Genomic DNA, 18,022 nt, shown 5'->3' with positions numbered 1-18,022 from the left:
CGGCCACCGGGACCGGGACCTCCCGGCCCTGGCTCCGGGACCGGAGCCGCCCGAGCCCGCGTCCGGGGGGACCGGGAGACCCGCCTCCGGCGCTACTGCTGGGTGAGGGAGTTGACCAGGACCCCGCCCAGGGCGCCGTGGGCGCGCTTGGTGGCGGGGCGCAGGGCGCCCACGTCGATCCTGGTGTAGGACGAGCCCAGGTGGTCGTCCCAGGGGATGCGGACGATGGCGCGGCACCGGCCGCGGGCCACCCGCTCGGCGGCGTCCACATCCTGGAGGCTGCGCTTGCTGACCCCGTTGACCACGAGCACGGACCTGGCGCGCAGGGCGCCGTAGCCGTTGCCGTCCAGCCAGTCGAAGGTCATGGAGACCGCGCGCTCGGCGTCGGCGTTGGCCGGGGCGACCAGCACCAGCCCGTCGGCGACCGGCAGGGCCCGAGCCACGCCCGTGGCCGCCGGGTCCAGCAGGGTGACGCCGTAGAACCCGCCGAGCAGCGAGGCCAGCTGACCGTAGTCGCGGTCGTCCAGGGTCTGCACGTAGGGGTCGTCCAGGGTCTGCACGACCTCCAGGCCGGTCGCGGTCCGGCTGGTGTAGCCGCTCATCCGGGAGTAGTCCTGGATCGCCTCGGCGTTGGCCAGCAGCCCGGTGAGGGTCTCGGGCGTCTGTGCGCCGACGCGGCGGGAGAGGCCGTTGGGTCCGGGGTTGACGTCGACGGCCACGACGAGGTCGTCGCGGTGCGCGGCCAGGGTGTGGCCGATCATCAGTGCGGTGACGGTCTGCCCGGCGCCGCCGGTGCAGCCCAGCACGACGAGGCTGCGCGGACCGTCCAGCGGGGTGCGCAGGCGCTCGATGTCGCTGGGCGGCAGGTCGGAGCGCACGGGGGCCGCCCCGCCGGTGACGACCTTGGCCAGGCGCCGCCAGCCCCGGGTGCCGCCGGAGTCGCTGGCGGCGGGCTCCTCGGCCCGTCGTCGGGGTTCGGGCTCCTCGGTCCGGTGGGCGGGGACGCCGTTGGGGGTGTCGCCCAGGCGCTCCTGTTCGCCGGTGCCGTGGTCGAGTTCCAGCGCGGTCCCGGGTTCGCGCGCGGGCGGCTCGGGCTCCTCTCCGGGCGCGGGCTGGCCGAAGAGCTGGCCGAGCCTGCGCGCGTTCTGCGCCACCCGGTGGAAGACGCCGTCGTGCGGGTCCTCGGACTCCCGCGGCTCCTCGACGGGGTGCTCCTGACCGGCGGTCGGGGTGGGACGGTCCGTGAGGGCCCCGTCCTCGGTCCGCCCGGTGTCCTGGACGGCCGGCGGGGAGGTCCGCTCCTCCTCGGTGGAGGTCCCCTCCTGCGCGAGGGCGTCGGCCATGCTGGGGTTGGCCCTCGGGTCGCGTGCGGCGCCGTTGCGGTCCTCCCGCGCCCCGGAGGCGGCGCGGGCGGTCCCAGTACCCTGGTGCCCGCTCCGGCGGCCGGCGGCCGGGTCGGTCTTGGCGGAGGTGTCCGTGTCCCGGCTCGCGGAGTCGGCGGTGCCGGTGGCGCGCATGCTCCAACGGGCGCGGAAGGACGCGTCGCCGCGGTCGGCTCCGGCGGAACCGGAGGCCGCGGGTGCCGCTGCGCCGTCGGAGCCCCGGGCCTCGCCGGGGTCCCGCTCGTCCCGGCGCACGTTCTGCCGGCGGCGGGCCAGGGCCTCGGCCTCGGCCCTCTCCAGGTCGGAGGCGGTGCGTCGGCGGACCTGGTCGGTGCCCGGGTCCACGCGGACGTTGCCGTCCCCGCGCCCGTGGTCGTCCCGGACCTCGACGAAGCTGACGAGTTCGCCGGTTCCGTGGTCGAGCTGGGTGGGCGGCTTGGGCTCGTCGGCCGGGGCCCGCCCGGCCGGGGCGGCCTCACCGGCCACCTCGCCGGCGGTGGTCTCGGGGGCGTCCCCGGATGCGGCCGGGACGGCGTTCTCCTCGCGCAGCTCGTTGGCGGGGATGAGGGGGTTGCCCCGGTCACCCACCTTGGGCTGGTCGGGGTGGCGCTTCCTGCCGTCCTCGAACCACCGCGAGGGGTCCTTGGCGTCGCGCTCCTGTGTGGGAACGGCGTCGGCGAACTTCGGGCGCGGCGGCGCCGGGGTGTCGGCGGTGATGAGGTGGTTGTCGAGCACGGACATGTGCTCGTTCCACTCGGGGCCGCGGTCCTGGGACTCCTCGCGCGGCGTCCCGGGCATGGCGTCCTGCTCGCCGGTGCCGTGGTCGAGTTCCAGGACGGGCTTGTGGGGAGAGCGTTCGGCCGCGGGTGCCACGGGCACGGCGGTGTCCGGAGTGACCCGGGTGTCGGGGGTGTCCGGAGTGGTCGTGTCGTCCGGGGCGGTCGTGCCCTGAGCCGCCGCGTCCACAGCGGGACGGGCGTCCACGCCGCGGGGAGCGGTCCGCGCGGCGGCGGTCTCGGGGCTGGTGGTGTCCCCGTTCCCGGCGGTGTCCTCGGGAAGAACGGTGTCGCCGCGCCCCGTGGCGGGCCGGTGCTCGACGGTCTCCTCTGCCCCGGTGGGGCTCCCGTTCCCGGTGACGTCCCCGGGCCCGGCGGTGTCCCCGTGTCCGGCGAGGCCGCGCTGCGGGACGGTCTCCTCGTCTCCCGTGACGGGCCCGCGCTGGGCGTCCTCGGAGCCGGTGGTGCTCCGGCGGGGGGCGACCGAGGGGCCCTCCGGTCCGGAGGCGGACCCGCGCCCGGAGGCCTCGGCGTCCCGCGTACCCGTGCCGGGAACGGCCTCCGCGGAGACTCCGGACCCGTCCCGGGCCGTGTCCTGTTCCGCACGCGCCACAGGACGAGCGGTCTCCGCCGCCCCGTCCGCGTCCGTGGTCCCGGGCGCACCGGTCGCACTCGCGGTGTCCTCGGCCCCGACCGGGTCCTCCCGGCGTTCGGTGCGCGCGGGCGCGTCTGCGTCCTCGGTCGCGCGGGCCTCCTCCTGCGGCGTCGCGGAGGAGGGCGGCAGCCAGGGCAGGGCACCGGCCTCGGCCGGGGGGCGGCCGGTGGCGGCCGCGTAACGGGCGGCGTAGTCCGACAGGTCGCCGTAGCCGGCCGCGGGCTCGGCCTTCTTCTCCAGTTCCCACGGGGCGGCGTGGGGGCGCCCCCTGCGGCGGGGCGGCTCCGGCTCCTCGCCGGTGCCGGGAAGCCCCTGCCCCCGGGCGCGGGAGGTCGGCAGCTCCCTCGGGCCGCGCTCCCGCACGCGCTCGGTGCGGCGCTGTTCCTCCAGGTCCTTGGCGACCCTGAGGCCCTGCGTACGGCCGCGCAGGCGCCGGGCCGCGGCGGTCTCCTCCTCGTCGGAGCCGGAGACGCGCCGCTCGTCCACCGCGTCGACCACCTCCCCCCGGCTCATGGCCGCGGTGTCGCCGACGCTGTAGGCGCTCTTGGAGGTCAGGCCGAGGGGGGTCTCGCCGGAGGAGGCGCGCAGGCGGGCGAACCACTCGTCGCTGTCGCGCTGCTCCTCGCCCTCGGTCTCGTAGATCCTCTCCCGCGCGAAGCCGTCCTCGGGGTCCTCACCGGTGTCCGCCTCGGGCCCGCGGGGTTCCTCCTCCCGGGGTTCCCGTGGTGCGGACCCCAGGGCGAAGCCGAAGTAGTTGAGCACGCGGCGGCCGACTCCGCGCCGGGGCCCGTCGGGCGCTCCACCGCCCCCTTCGGAGGCGGCGGACGCGTCGGGCCGCTCCCCGCGCGGTCGCGACGGGGCGTGCCGCTCCTCGGGGTCGGGGCGCGCGGCGACGGCCACGGGGGCGCGTTCGGAAGCGGCCGGGGCCTTTTCCGCCGGGGTCTCCCGCTCCAGAGCCGGAGCGTTCGCGGTCCGGGCGGAAGCGGCCTCCGACCGGACAGGGACGGCCTTCGGCTCGGCCGGGGCGCTCTCAGCCCCGGCGGACACGGTCTCCGACCGGGCAGGGACGGCCTTCGCCCGGACCGGAGCCCGCCTCCCGGTCTCCCCGTCGCTTCGGGGCCGGATGCGCGGAGCCCCGGCGGGGGCCCTCTCCTGCCCCCGGTCCGGCCTCCCGGAGCCGCCCCGGGCGGGGGCCTCCTCCTCGGTCTCGGCGGACGGGGCGGGGTCGGCGGGAGCGCGCACGCCGAGCAGCGGCGGCGCGTCGGAGCGGGACGGGCGGACAGCGGTCCCAACGGTCTCGGCGACCCCGTCCCCGGCCGTCTCCGCCTCGGGTTCGGCGCGGCGCCGCGACGCCGACGGGAGCGGACCGGACGCGGGGTCGCGGTGCCACACCCGCACGGTCACGCGGACCTCGGCGGGCTCGTACTCGGGGGCCAGGCGGTTGTACACCCGCGCTTCGGCCAGGAAGCGCGCCTGGGAGATGAGCAGCTCGGTGAGGCGCTTGCCCTCGATCACCGGCCGGGTGGCCAGCACGGTGATCACACCGGGCGGGACCACCCACAGCACCAGGTGCCAGCCGTTGCCGAACACGAAGGGCGCGTTGACGAGGCTGAGCAGGACCACCCAGAGCGCGAACACGCCCAGGGCGACCCCGAAGGTGCCCACCGGGAGCGGCATGGGCAGCCGGAAATCGTAGAGCTTGTAGAGCCGCTTCTCGATACGCCAGATGTTGGTGTACGTGGGCAGGTCCACGTTCCCGGCCTCCCTCGCCTATTCGGTCGATACGCCCATCGCTCGGGCGAGCGCCACGGCGATGACCTCGATGATGCCGGGGACGTAGAACACGATCCCGATGAAGATCGCCAGGATGATGAACTGCGCGAACCTCGTGATCTCCCTCGTGAACAGGAAGAACACCGCCACGATGGAGACGATGACGAGGAAGAGGGGTCCGAAGAAGCCCCTCAGGAAGTCGGCGAGGCCACCGGTGTCGGGGGCGTTCTCGGTGGTCTGCGCCGCGAGGAAGAGCAGGTCGGCACCTCCGGCGGCGTGGAACACGTCCGGTGTGGAGGACAGCAGGGGGAGCATGTCAGGCGCCGCCCCCCGGTGTCGTTTCTGGTGTGCGCATGGTCCTTCTCTTCTCCTTGCCTACAGGCCCCGTCAACCGCCGAACGAGCGCGGGGCTCCCTGGATGTCACGCACGTGCCACTCGCTGCCCGAGTCCACGACGGTGACCAGGTAGTTCTGCGTGATCTGCCCGGTGTCGGTCCCGTCGGAGGCCGGGACGTTCCACCGGACGGTGGCCGCTACCTGTCGTACGTCATCATTCCCGGTCGAGGCCCGCGTTGGCACCGTGATATCGGACAGTTCACCAAATTCCAGGCTGTTCTCCGGAAGCGGGGCGATGGTGACGCCCGGTTCCACATAGCGCTCCAGGTGCGCCGGTTCCCCCGCGTAGGCCTCGAAGAAGCCGGACAGCACCTCCCCGAGCTGCTCCTCGGCCTCCGGGTCGGTCTCGAAGGCCGACCCCTCGGGCAGGCCGGCCTGCGTCGGCGCGGCCAGCAGCGCCGGGTTGCCCGAGACCACCAGGGACTCCCCGTCGGCGTAGACCGGCACGTCCAGGCGCATGGGCTGGCCGTTGACGTTGGCCCGCACGACGACGAGGCCGTTGTGGTCGTCCTCCACGTGCACGGCGACCACCGTGAGGTTGTCGCCGGTGAGGCTGTCGGCGGGGACGTCCAGGGCGGCGGCCTCCCCCTCGGGGACGTACGCCGCCAGGTCGGACAGGCGCACCTCGGGGTCGGCGGTGTCGAGGTAGGCCTCGGCGAACCGCATGCCGAAGGCCGCGGCGGCGGTCTCCGGATAGGTCACGGTGTCGCTCTGCTCGGGCTCCTCGGAGGTGTCGGGAAGGGCGAACCCGCCGCGCAGCGGGAACCAGATGCCGTTGAAGACGACCACGATGATGAAGGCCCACAGGACGGCGCGGCCCACACCGACCCACCAGCGCCCTCCGGCTCCGGCCCGGGGCCGTCGGGCGCGGGGGGCTTCGAGCCCCGCACCGCCGTCGTCCGGCTCACCCGCGGCGGCACCGCGCCGCGACGCCTTCGCCATCCCCGCCTCCTGCACACAGGTCCGTGCCGCCCGCTCCGGACGGCGTCTCCGCCATGCCCTTGTCTACCCCATCCCTATAGTGAGGCATTGTGCGGGTTGGGAGCGTCCTTGGTGACTCCGCGTTTCCCCGCCAACCGCACATTGCGCACATGGGCTTAACTTCCCAAAACGGGCACAATACGGCAAGGGTTGCACTAACTCCTGCTGCGGCCACACACTTCGCCGCAATTATGGTCGGACCGGAAAGGGATTAGTTCCCTCGAAGGCAGCAAGATGTGTCCCCGCGGTCCGGGAAACCGTTGACGGGATGTAACCGGGATCTCCTCGCACCGGGCGAAGCGGCCGCCGCCTCCCGGCCGCGCTCCCCCCACGGTTTCGGGCCGATCCGGCCCCGAGCACGGATCCGCCGTGTGAGCCCGGGAGCGTGCCCTAGATTGGCGGCATGCTCCGATACCTCGCAGCCCGGGTGTTCTGGTCCCTCAGCCGGTGGAAGCTGACCACCGAACCCAAGCCCGAACGGCCCACCGTGCTGATCGGTGCCCCGCACACCTCCAACTGGGATTTCGTGCTCATGCTCGCCATCTCCTGGCGCCTGGGGCTGGAGCTGCACTGGCTGGGCAAACAGAGCCTGTTCACGGGCTGGCGCGGCCCGATCATGCGCGCGCTCGGTGGAATCCCCGTCGATCGCGCGAATCCCGGCCGGGTCGTCGACGACGTCGTCCGGCGTGTGCGGTCCGGCGAGACCTTCGGCCTGGTCATCACCCCCGACGGCACCCGCGGGGCGCACACGCACTGGAAGTCCGGCTTCTACCGCATCGCCCGCGAGACGGGGATGCCCGTGACGCTCGGTTTCGTCGACCGCACCACGATGACCACCGGGCTCGGACCGACCTTCGAACTGACCGGCGACGTCGCGGAGGACATGGGCCGCGTCCGCGCCTTCTACGCCGACAAGGCGGGGCACAGCCCGGAGCGGCGCGTCGAACCGCGCTTGCGCGAGGAGGGCGGCGCCGGCTGACCCCCGTCCGGGCCGGCCGGAGGGATCCCGGACCCGGGACACGCTGAGGGGCCGCGGGGACGCGCGCTCGGCGCGTTCCCACGGCCCCTCGTCGTCGGCTCGGTCAGACGTTGAAGCGGAACTCCACGACGTCTCCGTCGGCCATCACGTACTCCTTGCCCTCCATGCGGACCTTGCCCGCCGCGCGGGCGGTCTGCATGTCGCCCGCGGCGACCAGGTCGTCGAAGGAGACCACCTCGGCCTTGATGAAGCCGCGCTGGAAGTCGGTGTGGATGACTCCGGCGGCCTCGGGGGCGGTGGCGCCCTTGCGGATCGTCCAGGCGCGGGCCTCCTTGGGCCCGGCGGTCAGGTAGGTCTGCAGGCCCAGGGTGGCGAAGCCGACCCGGGCGAGCTGGGCCAGGCCCGACTCGGTCTGGCCCATGGACTCCAGCAGCTCCTGCGCCTCGTCCTCGTCCAGCTCGGCCAGTTCCGCCTCGATCTTGGCGTCCAGGAAGATCGCCTCGGCCGGGGCGACGAGGTCCTGGAGCTTGGTGCGCAGCGCCCCGTCGGCCAGCTCGTCGGTGTCGAGGTTGAACACGTAGATGAACGGCTTGACCGTGAGCAGGCTCAGCTCGCGCAGCCGGTCCAGGTCCACGCCCTCGGCCGCGGACAGCGAGGTGCCGCCGTCGAGGACCTGCTGCGCGTCGCGGGCGGCCTGGAGCAGCTCCTGGGCGTCCTTGTCCTTGGCGTTGCGCTTGGCGTCCTTCTCCAGGCGGGGAAGCGCCTTCTCCAGGGTCTGGAGGTCGGCCAGGATCAGCTCGGTGTTGATGGTCTCGATGTCGCGGGAGGGCTCGACGTCGCCGTCGACGTGCGTGACGTCGGGGTCGTCGAAGGCCCGGATCACCTGGCAGATGGCGTCGCTCTCGCGGATGTTGGCCAGGAACTTGTTGCCCAGGCCCTCACCCGTGGAGGCGCCGCGCACGATGCCCGCGATGTCGACGAAGTCCACCGTCGCCGGAATGACCTTCGCCGAGCCGAAGATCTCGGCCAGCTTGCCGAGCCGGGCGTCGGGAACGCCCACGACCCCGACGTTGGGCTCGATGGTCGCGAACGGGTAGTTCGCGGCCAGGGCGTCGTTCTTGGTCAGCGCGTTGAAGAGGGTGGACTTGCCGACGTTGGGCAGGCCGACGATCCCGATAGACAGACTCACAAGGTCAGAGTCTATGCGGACCCGCGGGTGGGCGGTCCCGCCGCGTCCGGGTCGCCGGTTCCCCGCCCGCGGCCGGAAACCTCACCATTGCCGAACCGCGCCGGTCAACGGGGCGGCCCCCGCAGCGGACGGCGGGGCAGAAGACGGGGCGCGGGTCCGCGTGCGGTGCCCGAGCGGGAAAACAGGGCCAATCACCGAAACGCAGTGCACAGGAGAAGCTACTCACAGTAGGTTCGACAAACGCTGCCGGGAACCGGGGCGGCGGCCGTCCGGTGCGCGGGCCACCCGTCGCACGCACGGCTCCGCCTCCCGGACCTGGACCGACACACCGCCGCTGACACGGCAGGCGCGCGGTACGGCGGCCGGTGGGAGGGACCGGCCCCGGACCGCGTCGGACGAAGGCGCCCGGGCACACGGCTGACGCCGTGCACCGGCGCCGCCGTCGCAGCACCTTTCCTGGGGGGAGACAACCGTGGTCACCGACCAACTGAGGGCGCTCGTGCGCCGCTACCCGCTCGTGCGCTTCGCGACCCGCAAGATCCGCGTCCGGCTGCCCAGACGGCTGGGCGGGCTGGACCCGGACCGGGTTCCGCCGTGGACCCGCGAGGTGGCCTTCTCCCTGCCCCGCCTGGACTCGGACACGCGCCGCGTCGGCCCGGACGGCCTCACCCTGCGGCTGCCCGGCGACCTCACCGTTCCTCGGCGGCTGGCCGCCTTCGGGCTGGCCCGGCACGAGCCCGACAGCCTGGCCTGCTTCATGGCGATGCTCGACCACACCCGCCCCGGAGCGGTGTTCGACGTGGGCTCCGGGGTGGGGGTGTACTCGCTGCTGGCCGCCGCGCGCACACGCCGCCCGGTGTTCGCGTTCGAGCCCACCCCGGAGGTGGCGGCGGCGGCCCGGGTGGTGTCCTCCTCGGCGGACCTGGGCTTCACCGTGGTGGAACTGGCGCTGAGCAACCACACCGGCACCGCGCACCTGCGGCGGGCCCGGCACAACGACATGTGCAACACGCTCGTGCACTCGGCGCGCGCCGACCTGTCGCACATCGCCGTGGAGGTGACCACCCTGGCGCGGTGGAACGAGGACGCGTCGGCCTTCCCGACCGTGCTCAAGATCGACACGGTCGGCACGGAGCCGGACGTGGTCGCCGGAGGTCTGGAGGTGCTGCGCCGGTACCGGCCGTGGATGCTGGTGAAGGTGCGGCCCGACCGGGGCGTGGAGGAGCGGCTCATGGCGCTGCTCGACCCGCTGGAGTACACCTGGTACCCGGTGAGCGGGCCGCCGCCCTACGAGCCGCGCCCGGAGATCTCGGGCCGGGCCTCCCCCGCCTGGGAGCGGATGTGGCTGTTCACGCCGGAGCCGGTGCCGGAGGAGTTCTGGCCCTCGGTGCGCGGCTGGCGCAGGGCGCTGGAGTCCTGCCGCCCCGGCTCCCGCGGGAACCCGGACCCCTAGAGCCAGCCCTCCAGCGCGGCGAGGAACCCGGGCAGGTCGTCGCGGTGGACGCAGTGCCCGGCGCCCTCCACGACCCGGACGGTGAAGCCGCGCCCGGTCAGCTCCTCCGCGGTCTGGGGCGTGACGGTGACGCTGTCGCCCGCGCGCAGGACGAGGGAGGGCACGACCGGTTCGCCGGGGAGGAAGTCGCGCCCGGCGATCTCCTCGGCGACGAAGTCGAAGAACTCCGGGTCGAAGGCGGCGAAGCCCCTGACCTCCCTCTCGACGTCGTCGTCGGTCCACCTGGGGTTGCTCTGGCGCACGCGCGTGGCGTCGGCGGTGACGAAGACGCGGCGCACGCGCTCGCCCGCGTCGGCGTGCATGGGGGGCAGGCGGAAGGCCGGGTCCACGTACACCGCGCGGGCCGGGCGCAGCCTCTCCACCGCGAGGGAGAGCGCCACCGCGCCCATGGAGTGGCCGATGGCCAGGTCCGCTCCGGCGGGCAGGGAGTCCGCCAGGTCGTCGCCGAGCGCCGCCACGGAGTAGGAGCCGCGCGGGCTGTCGCCGTGGCCGCGCATGTCGACGCTGACCACGCGGCGGCCGCGTTCGACCAGCGCGTCCTCGACGGCGTGCCAGGTCTCGTGGGTGGCCATGGATCCGTGGACGAGGAGCACGGTGAGGTCTCCGGTGCCGCGGGTGTAGGTCTCCAGTCTCATGGGAGCGGGCCTCCTGGGGAAGTGAGGGACTGCCAGGGTGCGGGAACCGGTGAGAGGTGGTCCGGCCCCGGACGGAGACCTCAGGTTCTCGAAAACTTTTGCACAAGGGAAGTGGATGTCCGGAAGCGGCCTCGCGCGCGCCCCCGCTCCCCTCTGGAACCGCGCACCTGCGGGGTCCGCGTTCCCGTGTCGGGCCCCGGCGGGTTCCGGCGGGTTCCGGGGCCGGCGGACATGCCGGACTTGGCGGGTCTGCTCACCGATGTCCTGCGTGGCGGAGAGCCGCGCGACGGCGCGGCCTGACACCATAGACGGCCATGGACGGCCTCGCACTCGTACTCATGCTCCTGATCGGTCTGGCGGTCGGTACCGCCGTGGGCTGGATCCTGGCCCGCGGCCGGGAGGCCGAGACGCGGGCCGACGCCCGCGCGGCCCAGGAGCGGGCGGCCTACGTGGAGGAACAGCTGGCCGACCGGTTCCGCGCCCTGTCCGCGCAGGCCCTGGACCAGACCAACCAGCGCTTCATGGAACTGGCGGAGGGGCGGCTGCGCGCGGTCAGCGCCGAGGCCGGGGGTGACCTGGATGAGCGGCGCCGCGCGGTGGAGCGCATGGTCGAGCCGCTCACGCGGACCCTGGACCGGGTGGAGCGCCAGCTGAGGGAGGCCGACGCGGGGCGCGCGGCGGCCCACGCGGAGCTGGCCAAGCAGGTCGAGTACGTGCGCGAGGGCTCGGAGCGGCTGCGCGACCAGACGCAGTCGCTGGTGACGGCGCTGCGACGGCCCGAGGCGCGCGGCCGGTGGGGCGAGCTCCAGCTGCGCAGGGTGGCGGAACTGGCGGGGATGGGCTCGCACTGCGACTTCGAGGAGCAGGCCGCCACGCGCGACGGGTCGCGGCGCCCGGACATGGTGGTGCGCCTGGCGGGCGGCAAGAACATCGTGGTGGACTCCAAGGTCCCGCTGGCGGCCTACCTGGACGCCGTGGAGGCGGGCGCGGAGGAGGCCGCGCGGCACCTGCGCGTGCACGCCAGGCACCTGCGCACGCACGTGGACCAGCTGGCGGCCAAGGCGTACTGGTCGGCGTTCACCCCGGCACCGGAGTTCGTGGTGCTGTTCATCCCAGGGGAGGCGTTCCTGGCCCCGGCCCTGGAGTACGACCCGGAGCTGCTGGAGTACGCGATGGGGCGGCGGGTGCACATCGCGACGCCGACGACGCTGATCTCGCTGCTGCGGACGGCGCAGTACGCCTGGCAGCAGGAGGCGCTGAGCGAGAACGCGCGGGCCGTGTTCGACCTGGGCAAGCAGCTGCACGAGCGGCTGGGCACCCTCGGCGGGCACGTGGAGGGACTGGGCCGGGCCCTGACCCGGACGGTGAGCGCCTACAACCAGACCGTGGGGTCGCTGGAGAGCCGGGTGCTGGTGACGGCCCGCCGGTTCGGGGAGCTGGGGCTTGTGGACGGCGAGCTGGACCGGCCGGTGGGCGTGGAGGAGCGTCCGCGCGCGGTGGCGGCGCCCGAGCTGTCGGACCCGGGCGGCGCCGGATCGGCCGCGCGGGAGCGGAGTGGGCCGGACTCGGGCGGGCAGGGGAACGGAACGGACGTTGTTCGCGAAACCTCGGAACCGCAGTGGCCCAAGCCGGTGTCCAACGGGGAGGAAGGCGTGTTCGTCGCGGATGGGACAAGTAGCCGGAAGGGCGACACGATCCGTGGAAAAGACACCGAACATTCACGAGAAGTGACACACTAAACACCGTGAGCAACACACTGGGGAGGCGGACGGCTATGCCCCCGCGGAAGGCGGACGGCCCCGAACGCGGGCGCGCACCGTACTTCGTGCGGCCCGACGGCCGCGTCAGGGACGTGCCGCATGTCAGGAAGAGGGAGCGTCCGGTGCCCAGGCCGAAGGAGAACGTCCCCGGGGCCCCGCCCCGCCTGACCGGACGCGGCGGTGTGCTGGCCATCGTCGTGTTCAGCTTCGCCGGGGCCATGATCGCGCAGTGGGCGGGCACCCCCGCGGCCCCGGGCGTGGCCTTCACCCTCGCCTGCGTGCTCGGCGCGTTCCTGGTCCGGCCCAGCGACCTGCTGTCGCTGTCGGTCAGCCCGCCCATCGCGTTCTTCGTCGCCATGGTCGCCGCGGAGAGCGTGCTGGCCCTGGGCAGCGAGGGGTTCGCCCGGGTGCTGCTCCTGGGGCTGGCGTCACGGCTGGCCGAGGTCGCCCCCTGGCTGTTCCTGGGTACGGCGCTGGTCCTGGTGATCGGGGTGTTCCGGGGCCTGCCCGGCAACATCCGCGACCTGGGCGACCAGCTGAACGGCCGCAGGTAGCCGCGAGCCGCAGGACGCGGGCCGACAGGCGTGGCCCCGAGCCTCAGAAGGGCGTGTCGCCGTCCCCCGGTTCGTCCCCCCGCCGCTCGTCCATGGCGGCGGCCAGCTTGGCGCGGGCCCCCTCCAGCCACTGCTCGCACACGCGGGCCAGTTCCTCGCCGCGCTCCCACAGGGCCAGCGAGTCCTTCAGGCTGAGTCCGCCCGACTCCAGCTGCCGGACGACGTTGTTGAGCTCCTCCCGGCTCTCCTCGTAGCTGAGCTCGGGCTCGGCGGTGCCCTCTTCACGGGTCTTGGCGCCCTTGGCTGCCATCTCCTACCCCTCCTCGGAGGTGTCTTCGGTGTGGACTGACTCCACGGTCGCGGTCAGGCTGTCCTCGGCGAACCGTACGCGCAGGGACTCCCCCGCGTCCGGTTCACGGGCCGAGCGCACCACCGACCCGTCCTCGCGCTGCACGATCGCGTAACCGCGCGCGAGCGTGGTCGCCGGGGACAGGGCGTGCAGGCGCGCCCGGGTGTGGCCGAGGCCGTCGGCGGACCGGTCCAGCGACACGGTCAGGCTCCGGCGGGCCCGGTCGCGCAGGTCCGCGACCTGCTCGGCGAGCCGGTCGACCTCGCGCACCGGGCTGGCGAGCGCCGGACGCGAGCGCACGCCCTCCAGCCAGGCGAGTTCGCGCTCCACGCCGCCCCGCAGCACCCGGCGGCCCCGGTCGCGGAGCTGGCGGATGATCTCCAGCTGCTCGCCGACGTCGGGGATCGTCTTCTTGGCGGCGTCGGTGGGGGTGGAGGCGCGCACGTCGGCGACGTGGTCGAGCAGCGGGGCGTCCTGTTCGTGGCCGATCGCGCTCACCACGGGAGTGCCCGCGGAGGCGACGGCGCGCACGAGGGCCTCGTCGGAGAAGGGCAGCAGGTCCTCCAGGGAACCGCCGCCCCGGGCGATGACGATGACGTCGACGTCGGGGTGCGAGTCCAGGTCCTTGAGCGCCTCCGTCACCTCGCGCACGGCCCGGTCCCCCTGGACGGCGACCGGGCGCACCTCGAAGCGCACGGCGGGCCAGCGGCGGCGCCCGTTCTCCAGCACGTCGCGCTCGGCGGCGGAGTCGCGTCCGCAGATGAGCCCGACCGTATTGGGCAGGAAGGGCAGGGGGCGCTTGCGCGCGGCGTCGAAGAGCCCCTCGGCGGTCAGGGTGCGGCGCAGCTGTTCGAGCCGGGCCAGCAGCTCGCCCAGGCCGACGTGGCGGATCTCCAGGGCGCGCAGCGAGAAGGTGCCGCGGACCTCGTAGAAGTCGGGCTTGGCGTGCACGACCACGCGCGCACCGGGTTCGGGGGGCGGGCTCTGCGCGTCCAGGACCGAGGTCTGGCAGACCACGCGCACCGACACGTTGGCGACGGGGTCGCGCAGTGTGATGTAGGCCATGCGGCCGCGCCGGTTCAGCTCGGCGATCTGGCCCTCGACCCAGATGCGACCCAGGCGGCCGATCCATTGGCCGACGGCGTTGAGGACGACGCGTACCGGTTGCGGCGCCTCGGCGGAACTGTCCATGCCCATGCCAACCGAGCCTAGGCCAGGGCGGGGACAGTTCGGGGCAGGCCCGCCAGGCGCGGAGGCCGGGCGGCCGGGCCCGGTACGGCGGGGCCGGGTGGACGCCGGACGCGGAGGGACGCGGTCAGGCGGTCGCTTCGCCGCCCGCGGAGACGGTGTTGTTGAGGCCGATGTCGGTGACGGAGGGCTCGCCCTCGGCGTGGTGGACGGTGTTGTCGGCGCCGGTCACGCGGATGGAGTCGGCGCTGCCGATGTGCACCGTCAGCTCGTTGCCCAGGATGGAGACCTCGCCGCACTGGCCGTTGAGGACGACCTCGGCCCCGCTGGCGGTCACGTTGACGTTCTGGCCGTCGCACTCCTCGGTGACGCTGCCCTCGACCGTGGCGATGGTGAGGTCGCCGGTCTCGCTGTCCACGGAGATGCCGCCGCCCTCGTCGAGGGTGACGTCGCCGTCCTGGTTGCCGACCGAGACGTCGCCGTTGGAGTCCACGGAGACCTCTCCGTCCTCACTGCCGACGGACACGCCGTCGGGGTCCACGGAGACCTCCTGGTCGGTCCCGGGGATACCGACCGAGCATCCGGTCAGCCAGAACGCGGTGGCCGCCAGGAGCGCGGCGGCGGGGGCAGCGGAACGCATGTTGGTGTCCCTTCGGACGGGAAGCGCCGGTGTGGTCACTCCCTATGACGTTCCGTACCGCCCCGCGGTTCCCGTGCCCGGCGGACGCGGCCGTCGGCGGGGCCGGAGGCGCTCCCGCCCCGGCGGTCCGTGCGCGTCAGGCCTCGGCCTCCAGCTTGGCGATGCGGTTGTCGTACATCTTGATGAACTCGGGGCGGCTCTGGTGGGCGACCTCGTAGGCGCGCAGGTCGCGGACCTGCTCGATGGTGAGCTTGCGCAGACGGGCGCGGACCGAGGGCAGGGTGAGCTCGTCGTAGGTGGGCACGGCGAGGTCCTCCAGGGAGGGGGCGGCACCCTTGCGCACCCTCTCCAGGATCTCGTCGCTGCTGACCTTGGTGTGCGCCTCGGCGACGGCGATCTCCTCCGCGATGGCGGCGCCCTCCTCGGGGACGTCCGCGGTGGCGGGGGTGGCGGGCCCGGTCCGCTCCTCCCGACCGCTTCCGGCCTCCCCGGCCACGGCCGGCTCGGCGGCCTCGGGGGCGGCGGGGGTCTCGGCAGCCTTCGCGGACTTCGCGGACTTCGCGGACTTCTTCTTGGCGGCGGGCTTCTTCTCGGCCGGGGCCTTCTCCTGCACGGCGGGCTCGGCGGGCTCGTCCTGAGCGGCGGCCGCGGGCTCCTCGGCCTCCTCCTTCACGGACTCCTGCTCCGCGGCGGGCTCGGCGGCCTCAGCCTTCTCGGCCTCGACGGGCGCGGCGGCCGCGGCGGGCTCCTCGGTCTTCGGCGCGGCCTGCGGCTCGTCGGCGCTCTCCGCCCCGTGCGCCCCGGCCTCGGTGCTCTTCTCCGCGGACGGCTGGGCCTGGTCCGTGCCGCGCGCGGTCACGTCCTCGGTCTCCGCGGTCGCGGGGGCGGGGGACTGGGCGGTCCCGGCCGCCTCCTGGGCCGCGGGCTCGGGCGCGGCCGCCGTTTCCTTGCGCCCGAAGATGCCCCTGACCAGGGCGACCAGCTTCGTGGCGAGCGTCGGTTTCGACATAGGACGGGGGCTCCTGGTGGTCTCGGCGAGTGGGGTGAGCGGCGCGCGAACAGCCGACCGGCAGGGCCGAGGTGAGGGCGAACCGCCTGCAATGCGTGTGATGGTGAACCAGGATAGAGGAGGGTTGAACACCATGAGCAGGGGAGAAGTGAACGATTTCGCCACTTCGAGGCGCAACCGGATGCGCCCCGTTGCGATACCGTCACCTTGGCACCGGTCGCACGTCGAAGCGGCCTGTTCAGTGCCCTCTCCCACACCCGGGTCGCACGCCGCCCAAGCCACCTAGGATGTAACACATGACTGCGATGACGACTGCCACGAACCAACGCCGTGTGCTCCTCGCCAATCCCCGGGGCTACTGCGCCGGTGTCGACCGCGCTGTCATCACCGTCGAGAAGGCCCTGGAGCAGTACGGCGCGCCGATCTACGTGCGCAAGCAGATCGTGCACAACACCCACGTGGTGCGCACCCTGGAGGAGCGCGGCGCGATCTTCGTCGAGGAGACCGAGGAGGTGCCCGAGGGGGCCATCGTGGTCTTCTCCGCGCACGGCGTCTCCCCGGCCGTGCACGAGGAGGCGCACAGGCGCAGCCTCAAGACGATCGACGCCACCTGCCCGCTCGTCACCAAGGTCCACAAGGAGGCCAAGCGCTTCGCGGCCGAGGACCGGGACATCATCCTCATCGGCCACATCGGCCACGAGGAGGTCGAGGGCACCAGCGGTGAGGCCCCCGAGCACATCCAGATCGTCGAGAGCCCGGACGAGGTGCACAAGGTCCAGGTGCGCAACCCGGACAACGTGTCGTGGCTCTCCCAGACGACCCTTTCGGTGGACGAGACCACCCAGACGGTGGACGCCCTGCGCGAGCGGTTCCCGAACCTGCTCGACCCGCCCAGCGACGACATCTGCTACGCCACCTCCAACCGCCAGGACGCGGTCAAGGCGATGGCGCCCGAGTGCGAGCTGGTCATCGTGGTCGGATCCGACAACTCGTCCAACTCGGTCCGCCTGGTGGAGGTGGCCCTGGACGCGGGCGCCGACGCCGCCCACCTGATCGACAACGCCTCGCTGATGGACGACTCCTGGCTGGAGGGCGTGACCACGGTCGGCGTGACCAGCGGCGCCTCCGTGCCGGACATCCTGGTGCGCGAGCTGCTCGACAAGCTGGCCGGGCACGGCTACGGCACGGTCACCCCGGTGACCACCGCCGACGAGACGCTGACCTTCTCGCTGCCCAAGGAACTGCGCCGCGACCTGCGCGCCGAGTAGCGCACAGCCCCCCGCACCCCGGGAGCGCACACAGCCGGTACACGGGGCGCCCGGTCGGAGGAACCGACCGGGCGCCCCGTCGTGCTGGGGCGGGAGAGGGCCCAGCGTGCCCACGGGTACTCCCCCTGGCCCGGTCAGCCCCGCAGGGCGGTGTCCACCTCCGACAGCAGCCGCGCCCTGGACCGCGCGCCGACCAGCTTCAGCAGCGGCTCGCCGTCGCGGAAGAGCATCAGCGTCGGCAGCGACAGCACTCCGTGCCCGCGTGTGGTGAGGGGGTTGTCGTCGGCGTCGACCTTGCGGACGGCGAGCGTTCCGGCGCGCTCGTCGGCGATCCGGTCGAGCACCGGGGCCAGCATGCGGCAGGGCGGGCACCAGTCCGCCCAGAACTCCACCAGGACGGGGCCCTCGACGTCGAGGACGTCGCGTTCGAAGGTCGCGTCGGTGACCGCGGACACCTCGGCGGTCGAATTCGTGGACGGCATCACGGCTCCTCGGGATCGTTCGCTTCACCGGTGCACAGCCCCGTCGCCCCGCGGCCCCCGGCCCCGCGGGCCAGGGCCTCGGACAGCTTGGCCGTGAGACTGTCGCGCATCGCGCCGAGCCGCTCCAGGCAGGCGTCCACCTCCGCGAGCCTGCGCCGGTAGACCTCGACCGAGTCGGGGCAGGAGTCCCCGGTCTCGTGGCCCGAGCGCAGGCACTCGACGAACGGACGGGTGTCGTCGAGGCTGAGGCCGACGGCCTGGAGGGTCAGGATCTCGCTGACCAGCCGGTAGTCGTCCTCGCCGTAGTCCCGGTAGCCGTTGGCCGAGCGCCGTGCGCTGAGCAGCCCCTGGGACTCGTAGAACCGCAGGGCCCGGGCCGTGGTCCCGGTACGTCGGGCGAGTTCACCGATGCGCATGGGACGACCGTAAACCCTGACGTCTACGTCAGGGCAAGGAAGCGGGCGCGTCCGGAGACGGCCGGGGCCCGCGTTCC

General features: G+C 73.7%; 16 protein-coding genes. 5 read left to right on the top strand and 11 right to left on the bottom strand.

All coding sequences use genetic code 11. From position 1 onward, the window contains the following. Positions 1-92 precede the first annotated feature (92 nt). The 3 genes from UIS43_RS22220 to UIS43_RS22210 all read right to left on the bottom strand — a co-directional run bounded on the left by UIS43_RS22220 (position 93) and on the right by UIS43_RS22210 (position 5,924). Positions 93-4,565: a TcpE family conjugal transfer membrane protein gene (locus tag UIS43_RS22220; RefSeq protein WP_370011556.1), complete on the bottom strand. Its 4,473-nt coding sequence runs from the start codon at positions 4,563-4,565 to the stop codon at positions 93-95. A gap of 18 nt (positions 4,566-4,583) precedes the next feature. Next, on the bottom strand, positions 4,584-4,901 hold the full coding sequence (locus UIS43_RS22215; RefSeq protein WP_013151193.1) for a hypothetical protein: 318 nt from the start codon (positions 4,899-4,901) through the stop codon (positions 4,584-4,586). 72 nt (positions 4,902-4,973) lie between these two features. Continuing rightward, positions 4,974-5,924, bottom strand: a complete 951-nt coding sequence (locus UIS43_RS22210) for a conjugal transfer protein (protein ID WP_370011553.1) — start codon at positions 5,922-5,924, stop codon at positions 4,974-4,976. Positions 5,925-6,366: 442 nt separating this feature from the next. Between UIS43_RS22210 and UIS43_RS22205 the strand changes: the two genes are divergently transcribed. Next, positions 6,367-6,942 (top strand): 1-acyl-sn-glycerol-3-phosphate acyltransferase, encoded by a 576-nt coding sequence (locus UIS43_RS22205; RefSeq protein WP_013151191.1) that lies wholly within the window; start codon positions 6,367-6,369, stop codon positions 6,940-6,942. Between the two features lie 103 nt (positions 6,943-7,045). On the opposite strand, the gene ychF is transcribed toward UIS43_RS22205, so the two are convergent. Next, on the bottom strand, positions 7,046-8,131 hold the full coding sequence (ychF, locus tag UIS43_RS22200) for a redox-regulated ATPase YchF (RefSeq protein ID WP_013151190.1): 1,086 nt from the start codon (positions 8,129-8,131) through the stop codon (positions 7,046-7,048). Positions 8,132-8,603: 472 nt separating this feature from the next. On the opposite strand from ychF, the gene UIS43_RS22195 reads away from it, so the two are divergent. Next, a complete protein-coding gene (locus tag UIS43_RS22195; RefSeq protein WP_013151189.1) occupies positions 8,604-9,584 on the top strand; it encodes an FkbM family methyltransferase in 981 nt (326 codons plus the stop codon). Here UIS43_RS22195 and UIS43_RS22190 read toward each other — a convergent pair. After that, positions 9,581-10,279 (bottom strand): alpha/beta fold hydrolase, encoded by a 699-nt coding sequence (locus UIS43_RS22190; RefSeq protein WP_013151188.1) that lies wholly within the window; start codon positions 10,277-10,279, stop codon positions 9,581-9,583. The two genes, UIS43_RS22195 and UIS43_RS22190, sit on opposite strands and share 4 nt — an antisense overlap. Positions 10,280-10,593: 314 nt before the next feature. Here UIS43_RS22190 and rmuC point away from each other — a divergent pair, with 314 nt between their 5' ends. Next, positions 10,594-12,018, top strand: a complete 1,425-nt coding sequence (gene rmuC, locus UIS43_RS22185) for a DNA recombination protein RmuC (RefSeq protein WP_013151187.1) — start codon at positions 10,594-10,596, stop codon at positions 12,016-12,018. Positions 12,019-12,053: 35 nt separating this feature from the next. After that, positions 12,054-12,593, top strand: coding sequence for a DUF6542 domain-containing protein (locus UIS43_RS22180; protein ID WP_013151186.1), 540 nt, complete (start codon positions 12,054-12,056; stop codon positions 12,591-12,593). Positions 12,594-12,636: 43 nt separating this feature from the next. Here the strand turns inward: UIS43_RS22180 and UIS43_RS22175 are convergent, their stop codons facing one another. The 4 genes from UIS43_RS22175 to UIS43_RS22160 all read right to left on the bottom strand — a co-directional run bounded on the left by UIS43_RS22175 (position 12,637) and on the right by UIS43_RS22160 (position 15,779). Beyond that, positions 12,637-12,903, bottom strand: a complete 267-nt coding sequence (locus tag UIS43_RS22175; RefSeq protein ID WP_013151185.1) for an exodeoxyribonuclease VII small subunit — start codon at positions 12,901-12,903, stop codon at positions 12,637-12,639. 3 nt (positions 12,904-12,906) lie between these two features. After that, positions 12,907-14,139, bottom strand: coding sequence for an exodeoxyribonuclease VII large subunit (xseA, locus tag UIS43_RS22170; protein WP_013151184.1), 1,233 nt, complete (start codon positions 14,137-14,139; stop codon positions 12,907-12,909). Positions 14,140-14,257: 118 nt separating this feature from the next. Further along, entirely contained in the window at positions 14,258-14,770 is a 513-nt protein-coding gene (locus UIS43_RS22165; RefSeq protein ID WP_013151183.1) for a DUF3060 domain-containing protein, read from the bottom strand. A gap of 136 nt (positions 14,771-14,906) precedes the next feature. Beyond that, positions 14,907-15,779 (bottom strand): hypothetical protein, encoded by an 873-nt coding sequence (locus tag UIS43_RS22160; RefSeq protein WP_370011544.1) that lies wholly within the window; start codon positions 15,777-15,779, stop codon positions 14,907-14,909. A 296-nt stretch (positions 15,780-16,075) separates the two neighbouring features. Here UIS43_RS22160 and UIS43_RS22155 point away from each other — a divergent pair, with 296 nt between their 5' ends. Continuing rightward, a complete protein-coding gene (locus UIS43_RS22155; protein ID WP_174546873.1) occupies positions 16,076-17,047 on the top strand; it encodes a 4-hydroxy-3-methylbut-2-enyl diphosphate reductase in 972 nt (323 codons plus the stop codon). A gap of 134 nt (positions 17,048-17,181) precedes the next feature. Here the strand turns inward: UIS43_RS22155 and trxA are convergent, their stop codons facing one another. Together trxA and UIS43_RS22145 are read right to left on the bottom strand one after the other, a co-directional pair. Then, positions 17,182-17,529 carry a thioredoxin gene (gene trxA, locus UIS43_RS22150; protein ID WP_013151175.1) on the bottom strand — a complete coding sequence of 116 codons (348 nt, stop codon included), beginning with the start codon at positions 17,527-17,529 and terminating at the stop codon, positions 17,182-17,184. Further along, positions 17,529-17,945 carry a MerR family transcriptional regulator gene (locus UIS43_RS22145; protein ID WP_013151174.1) on the bottom strand — a complete coding sequence of 139 codons (417 nt, stop codon included), beginning with the start codon at positions 17,943-17,945 and terminating at the stop codon, positions 17,529-17,531. Before UIS43_RS22145 ends, trxA begins: the two co-directional genes overlap by 1 nt. Between the last annotated feature and the right edge of the window lie 77 nt (positions 17,946-18,022).

It is taken from the genome of Nocardiopsis sp. LDBS0036 (genome assembly GCF_041228755.1).
Lineage (GTDB): Bacteria > Actinomycetota > Actinomycetes > Streptosporangiales > Streptosporangiaceae > Nocardiopsis > Nocardiopsis dassonvillei.
The sequence above is the reverse complement of the archived record's forward strand: the minus strand, read 5'-3'. Positions and strand labels throughout refer to the sequence as shown.

Coding starts and splice junctions, on each gene's coding strand:
- UIS43_RS22215 (WP_013151193.1), bottom strand. CDS start 4,901: ATGCTCCCCCTGCTGTCCTCCACACCGGACGTGTTCCACGCCGCCGGA.
- UIS43_RS22210 (WP_370011553.1), bottom strand. CDS start 5,924: ATGGCGAAGGCGTCGCGGCGCGGTGCCGCCGCGGGTGAGCCGGACGAC.
- UIS43_RS22205 (WP_013151191.1), top strand. CDS start 6,367: ATGCTCCGATACCTCGCAGCCCGGGTGTTCTGGTCCCTCAGCCGGTGG.
- UIS43_RS22190 (WP_013151188.1), bottom strand. CDS start 10,279: ATGAGACTGGAGACCTACACCCGCGGCACCGGAGACCTCACCGTGCTC.
- rmuC (WP_013151187.1), top strand. CDS start 10,594: ATGGACGGCCTCGCACTCGTACTCATGCTCCTGATCGGTCTGGCGGTC.
- UIS43_RS22180 (WP_013151186.1), top strand. CDS start 12,054: ATGCCCCCGCGGAAGGCGGACGGCCCCGAACGCGGGCGCGCACCGTAC.
- UIS43_RS22175 (WP_013151185.1), bottom strand. CDS start 12,903: ATGGCAGCCAAGGGCGCCAAGACCCGTGAAGAGGGCACCGCCGAGCCC.
- xseA (WP_013151184.1), bottom strand. CDS start 14,139: ATGGGCATGGACAGTTCCGCCGAGGCGCCGCAACCGGTACGCGTCGTC.
- UIS43_RS22165 (WP_013151183.1), bottom strand. CDS start 14,770: ATGCGTTCCGCTGCCCCCGCCGCCGCGCTCCTGGCGGCCACCGCGTTC.
- UIS43_RS22160 (WP_370011544.1), bottom strand. CDS start 15,779: ATGTCGAAACCGACGCTCGCCACGAAGCTGGTCGCCCTGGTCAGGGGC.
- UIS43_RS22155 (WP_174546873.1), top strand. CDS start 16,076: ATGACTGCGATGACGACTGCCACGAACCAACGCCGTGTGCTCCTCGCC.
- trxA (WP_013151175.1), bottom strand. CDS start 17,529: ATGCCGTCCACGAATTCGACCGCCGAGGTGTCCGCGGTCACCGACGCG.
- UIS43_RS22145 (WP_013151174.1), bottom strand. CDS start 17,945: ATGCGCATCGGTGAACTCGCCCGACGTACCGGGACCACGGCCCGGGCC.